The organism is Streptomyces sp. W16 (genome assembly GCF_033194735.1).
In the GTDB taxonomy this organism is placed as follows: Bacteria; Actinomycetota; Actinomycetes; order Streptomycetales; family Streptomycetaceae; genus Streptomyces.
The window spans coordinates 1-6,073 of the sequence record NZ_JAWOAI010000554.1 but is presented as its reverse complement, the minus strand read 5'-3'; the positions used below and the strand labels follow the sequence as shown (position 1 = coordinate 6,073).

The 6,073-nt window shown below is 70.5% G+C and carries 4 protein-coding genes; all 4 read left to right on the top strand.

What is annotated here, in order from left to right; all coding sequences use genetic code 11:
- Positions 1-507: PucR family transcriptional regulator (locus R6V09_RS43510; protein ID WP_317887010.1), on the top strand; the 507-nt coding region annotated here is incomplete at its 5' end.
- A gap of 531 nt (positions 508-1,038) precedes the next feature.
- Positions 1,039-3,165 (top strand): hypothetical protein, encoded by a 2,127-nt coding sequence (locus tag R6V09_RS43505; protein WP_317887009.1) that lies wholly within the window; start codon positions 1,039-1,041, stop codon positions 3,163-3,165.
- An 88-nt stretch (positions 3,166-3,253) separates the two neighbouring features.
- On the top strand, positions 3,254-4,756 hold the full coding sequence (gene pelF, locus R6V09_RS43500; RefSeq protein WP_317887008.1) for a GT4 family glycosyltransferase PelF: 1,503 nt from the start codon (positions 3,254-3,256) through the stop codon (positions 4,754-4,756).
- A partial coding sequence (locus R6V09_RS43495; protein WP_317887007.1) for a hypothetical protein occupies positions 4,753-6,073 on the top strand: 1,321 nt, incomplete at its 3' end. The genes pelF and R6V09_RS43495, both read left to right, overlap by 4 nt.

The following is a 6,073-nucleotide window of genomic DNA, read 5'->3' as shown; positions in this document are numbered from 1 at the left end:
CGGCCCGCGGCGGTCGGGCCGACGGTCCCGCTCTCGCAGACCGCGGACTCGTTACGCCTGGCCGCCCGAGCTCTCTCGCTCATGCGGCGCGGTGCCCTGCCCGGCGAGGGCGTGCTCCGGTGTGCCGACCACCTCACGACGCTGATCCTCCACGCGGACGAGCCGTTGGTCCGGGCCTTGTCGCACCGGGTTCTGGCACCGCTGGCCGGAATCCCGGCGTTACAGCGCGACCGGCTGGCAGAGACGCTGCTGGCGTGGCTCCAGTGCGAGAGCAGCGTCAACAGCACCGCCCTGCGACTGCATATCCATCCGCAGACGGTGCGTTACCGCATGCGACAGTTGGAGAAACTGTTCGGCGAGAGCCTGCAGGATTCAGAGACCCGTTTCGAACTGGAACTGGCCCTGCGCGCGAATGCGGTCCCCGGGTCGCCCTATGAACCCGCTTCTCGTCCGGCGCCGGAATCCGTCCGTCCCTCGGCACCTCCTTCGCGATCCACCGAAGGCTGATTCTCTCGCGCTTACATTTTCCCCGCCCCTTACTCATGGCCGGACAAAAGTCGGGCCTGGCTTTGTCACTCCACTGACTAATACATGTATGACGGCCCGTCGGTTCATCCGGCGGGCCGTTTCTGCTGTTCAGGGGCCCTGTAGTGAAAGCGCGAGGTTAATATCAAGCCGGTTCTGGACACTCTTTTGTGGTATGGACCTTTGGTATTCGGTGGGTGTGGTCGGCGGACTTACCGACCCATGCAATGGCGCGCTGACCAGCATTCGAACCACTCGCGCCCACCCGGCGCCATCAACACTCCTGACGCGAAAACATCCGAATTGGTTTCTGGCCAATCCGGTGAGTACCGGCGATTTTTCGCCACGGTTCACAGAATAGACACAAGGGCCGCACAAGCTCTCCACTACATTGACGCCTCAGAAAGCGGTTGCGACTGGCCCCCGAGCGGGATGCCGGCGTTCCGCGAGGGAGTACGTCCGCTCCCCGAGAGCCGTACTCACCCCCCATGCCCGGAGAGGGAACTGCACCGCATGAAGCGGACCACACGCACTGCCGCACTGACGGCGGGCGCGCTCATCGCCGCGCTCGGCCTCCCCGTCGGTACGGCGCACGCCGCCCCCACACCCCGAGTGGACCTGCGGGTCCTCGTGGTGAGTGACGGAGGACCGGCGATCGACGCCATCACGGCGGAACTCGACACCGCCGGCACGCCGTACACCGAGATAGACCTCGGCGCGGCCGGCCGGCCGACCATCAACGCGGCCTTCCTCGCGGACACCGTGCTCGGCGTACCGCGCGCCAAGTTCCAGGCCGTCGTCCTGCCCAACGACAACCCGTTCGCGGCCGGTTCGGCCGAGATGGCGGCGCTCGCGGCCTATGAGCAGACGTACGCGATCCCCCAGGTCGACGCGTACACCTACGCCCGCCCGGCGGCCGGACTGCAGGACGCCGCCCAGGGCGGCTACTCCGGCACCGTCGACGGCGTACAGGCCGCCGTGACCACCGCGGGCAAGGCGAGCGCCTTCGGCTACCTCGACGGCCCGGTCCCCTTCGAGAACAACGACCCGGCGGTGAGCGAGAGTTACGCCTACCTGTCGACCCCTGCCGCGGGCGCCGACTTCACGCCGTACGTGGACGCCCCGATCCCCGGGAAGTCGACGCGGGGCTCGCTGGTGGGGGAGTACCGGCACGACGGACGGCGCGAACTGGTCGTCACCTTCGTCTACAACCAGTACCAGCAGCAGTTCCGGCTGCTGGCCCGCGGCATCGTGGAGTGGATGACCGGCGGGGTCCATCTCGGCGCCTCGCGCAACTACTTCGCCGTGCACGTGGACGACGTGTTCGCGTCCGACGACCGCTGGAACAGCACCCTCAACTGCACGCCCGGCGACGTCGACTGCACCGACCCGAACGCCACCCCCGACCCGATCCGTATGACCCCCTCGGACGTCACCTACGCCACCGACTGGGAGACCCGGCAGGGCCTCACCCTGGACCTGGCCTACAACGCGGTCGGCACCGTCGACCAGCGCGCCGACAACAACGGCGTGGACCTCCTGGCCGACGCGCTCCTCGCCAGGAAGACCCAGTTCCGCTGGATCAACCACACCTACACCCACGCCTTCCTGGGCTGTGTGCAGAACATCACCGTGGTGCCGTGGAAGTGCGACACCGTGGGCACCGCCATCAAGTGGGTCAGTACGGCCGACATCTCCACCGAGATCGCCAGCAACCGCGCCTGGGGCCAGACCAACGGACTCCCGCTGAACACCAGGGAGTTGGTCACCGGCGAGCACTCCGGCATGAAGGTGCTGCCGCAGCAGCCCGTCGACAACCCCAACCTGGCCCTCGCCCTCAGCCTGAACGGCATCACCTCGCTCGGCGCGGACAACTCCCGTGAGCCCGCCCAGCGTCAGCTCGGCCCCGCCCTCACCGTCCCGCGCTATCCCGTCAACGTCTTCTACAACGCGGGCCGCGCCGCCGAGCAGGTCGACGAGTACAACTGGATCTACACCAAGCGCTCCCAGGGCGGCAGCGGCATCTGCGAGGACAACCCGGCCACCACCACCTGCCTGCCGGCACCGCTGAACACGGCCACCGGCTACGCCGACCGCATCGTGCCGCTGGAGACCCGCGCCGCGCTCGGACATGTGCTCTCGGGCGACCCCAAGCCGCACTTCATCCACCAGTCGAACCTCACCGAGGACCGCCTCGCCTACCCGGTCCTCGACGGAGTCCTCAACGGCTACCGCGCCCTGTTCGCGGACAACACCCCCGTGGTGAACCTGCGGATGGAGGACATCGGCATCGAACTCCAGCGCAGGGCCGCATGGCAGACCGCCCTCAAGTCCGGCCAGGTGACCGCCTACCGCATCGGCAACCAGGTCACCGTCCAGGCGCCGTTCGGGCTGGCGGTCACCGGCTCCGTGCCGATCGGAACCACCATGGGCGGCGTCGCCTTCGGGACGCCGTACGCGGGCAGGCTCTCCGGCTGGAACACCTCCATCGGCCTCCCGGTCACGCTCACCCTCCCGGCCTCCGCCACGGCCACGGCCGCCGGCACCTCCTCCGGAAGTCTCACGGCGACGAAGCCCGCCCCGGACACCCGCGTCCCCGCGGCCGTGACCGAGCAGATTGCGGACACCGCGGCCAACTGAACGGCGCACAGGACCGACCGGTGCGCCGCCTCCACCCGGGGGCGCACCGGTCGGGAACACCCCCACACCTCGGCCGTGGAGCCCATCGATGTACGTTCCCTACGACGCGCGACGCCCCAGCAGCGGGGTACGCGTCACCCTGCTCACCGAAGGCACCTACCCGCACAGCCACGGCGGCGTGAGCGTCTGGTGCGACCAACTCGTCCAGGGCATGCCCGAGATCGACTTCGACGTCATCGCCGTCACCGGCACCGGACGCGAACCGCTCGTCTGGGAGCTGCCCACGCATGTCACGCAGGTCCTGTCCGTCCCCATGTGGGGCGACCCGCCGGCGGGCCGTGAGCCCCGGTGGAGCGCCCGCGCCCAACTGGGCGACGCCTACGAGGAGTTCCTCACCGCCCTGCTCGACCCGCGCGCAGAGGCCCGCTTCCCGCACGCCCTCTATGTGCTGGCCCGGGCGGCGGCGGGCCGGACACTCAGTCCCTTCCTGCGCGGCGACAAGGCGATCGCGATCCTCACCTCGGTATGGAACCGGCCGGGAGTGGCCGTGCGCGAGGCAGCCCCGAGCCTGCACGACGCGCTCACCGCGACCTCCCTCCTGGAACACGCCCTGCGCCCGCTGGCCGTACCGCTCCCACGCACCGGTGTCACGCACGCGGTCAGCGGAGGTCTCGCCACCCTGCCGGGCCTCGCGGCACTTGATCAGCACGGGGTGCCCCTGCTGCTGACGGAGCACGGCGTCTATCTGCGCGAGCGCTACCTGGGTTACCGCATCGCCCCCTACCGCTGGCCCGTGAAGGCGGTCCTGCTCGGCTTCTTCCGGCTGCTGGCGCAGGAGAGCTACCGGCAGGCTGCGCTGATCACTCCCGGCAACCGGTACAACCGGGTGTGGGAGGAACAGGGCGGCGCGGCGCCGGAGTCGATCCGCACGGTCTACAACGGAGTGGACCCGATCGCCTTTCCCCCCGCCGGCCCCGAGCCGCAGGGGTTCACCCTCAGCTGGGCCGGCCGGGTCGACCCGATCAAGGACCTGGAGACCCTCATCCGCGCCTTCGCGCTGGTGCGGGCCCAACTCCCGTACGCCCGGCTGCGGTTGTTCGGTGGCACACCGCGCGGCGGCGAAGCGTACCGGGAGCGCTGCGAGGCGCTGGCCGCCACGCTCGGGGACGCCGACGCCGTCACCTTCGAGGGCCGCGTCGACGACATCCGGGACGCCTACGCGGCCGGCAACGTGGTGATGCTGTCCAGCATCAGCGAGGGCTTCCCGTTCACCCTGATCGAGGCCATGTCCTGCGGGCGGGCGACCGTCTCCACCGACGTGGGCGGAGTGCGGGAGGCGGTCGGCGACACCGGATTCGTGGTGCCACCGCGCGACCCCGCCTCGATGGCCGCGGCGGCGCTGGAACTGCTGGGCGACCCGGAGCGGCGCCGGGCGATGGGCGAGGCGGCGCGGCTACGGGTGATCGACCAGTTCACGCTGCGCCACACCATCGACACCTTCCGCGCGATCTATTGCGAACTGCCCACACTGCAAAGGGAGTCCGAGCGCATACCGGTTCCTGCGGAGCACTTCGTCGCGGTCGCCGGATGAGCGGGCCGATGTCCCTGGAACCGGGTGGTTCCCAGCAGGACACGCTGATGCTGCGGCTCTCGGACATCCATCCGCCACGCCGTCGGCCGCGCTGGGCCGTCGACGACTCCACGCTCACCATCAGGCTGCCCTGGCACGGTCCCGATCAGGAGGCGGTCAGCTGGCTCGCGGCCGAACTCGCCGACCGGGTCGGACCCGCCGTCCACCCCTACGAGGTGGCCGCTCTCCTGGAGGCGGAGGGCCTGACGGCGCCGATGGTCAGGGAACGGTACGGCCATCCCAGCCTGTTCTCGCTCGCCGCCGCACTGTACGAGCAGGTACCGCGGACCTTCCCGGAGCCGGCCCCGGCGCCCGACCCGTGGCGTCCGGACACCGTGCGCTGTCTGCTGAGGGGGGTACTTTTCGCCCTGCCGGGTCTCGCGTACCTGCTCACCGCGCCGCTGTGGAACCCGAAGGAGCACGCCTCCGCGCTGATCGTGGCCGGGCTGATCTCCTGGGCCTGGGGCCAGGCGCTCGGTCACCGCGCCCACCTGCGCATGGCGACCGGACGGCGGGAAGGAGCCCGTACCCTCATGGCCGGTGCGCCCCTCGGAGCACTGGTGGCCACCGCGGCGGCCGCACCGCTCGCCCACAGCGGGCCGCTGCTCCTCGCGGCGGCAGCGCAGTCGCTGTATCTGGCGGCGGCCGGGGTGCTGCTGGTACTGGCCCGCGAGCGACTGCTCCTGGCCGCGCTCTCCCCGCTCATCGCCGGGGCCGCCGTACTGCCCTGGTGGGAGCCGGGCGACCTCGCGAGGGCCGAGCTGCCGACGCTGACCGTGGTGGCCACGTTCTTCGCGGCCGTCTGGGCGCTAAGGGAACCCCTCAAAGCGCCCGCAGTGCCCGGTGCGGCCCGGCCGCGCGTGCTCTCCTCCCTGCCGTACGGCCTGTTCGGGCTTGCGGCCGGGGTGCTGGTACTGCTGGAAGCGCGCCAGGAGCCGTACGCGGTGATCGTGCTGACCGTCAGCATGGGGCCCGCGGAGTGGCTGCTCTACCGCTACCGAGGTCTGTCGGTGGCCGCGCTGCGCGCCAGTGCGACACCAGCGGGGTTCCTGCTCCGCACGGCCGACAACCTCTCGCTCTGTCTGTTCGGCTACCTGCTGCCGCTGTGGCCGGCGGCCCTGTTCATCGGCGCCGGACCGATCGGACTGCTGTCGCTCGCGGCGGCCCTGTGGACCGCCCTGTTGCTTCAGGCATTCGGGGCGGCCTGGGTGTCGGCGGTCGTCTCTCTCGCCGCGGCGGGAGGCGCCGGGGCGGTGACACTCCTCCACCTGCCGCCGG

Bases quoted from the DNA above. Each gene is read 5' to 3' on its own strand.
- pelF (WP_317887008.1), top strand. From the start codon at position 3,254: ATGTACGTTCCCTACGACGCGCGACGCCCCAGCAGCGGGGTACGCGTC.
- R6V09_RS43505 (WP_317887009.1), top strand. From the start codon at position 1,039: ATGAAGCGGACCACACGCACTGCCGCACTGACGGCGGGCGCGCTCATC.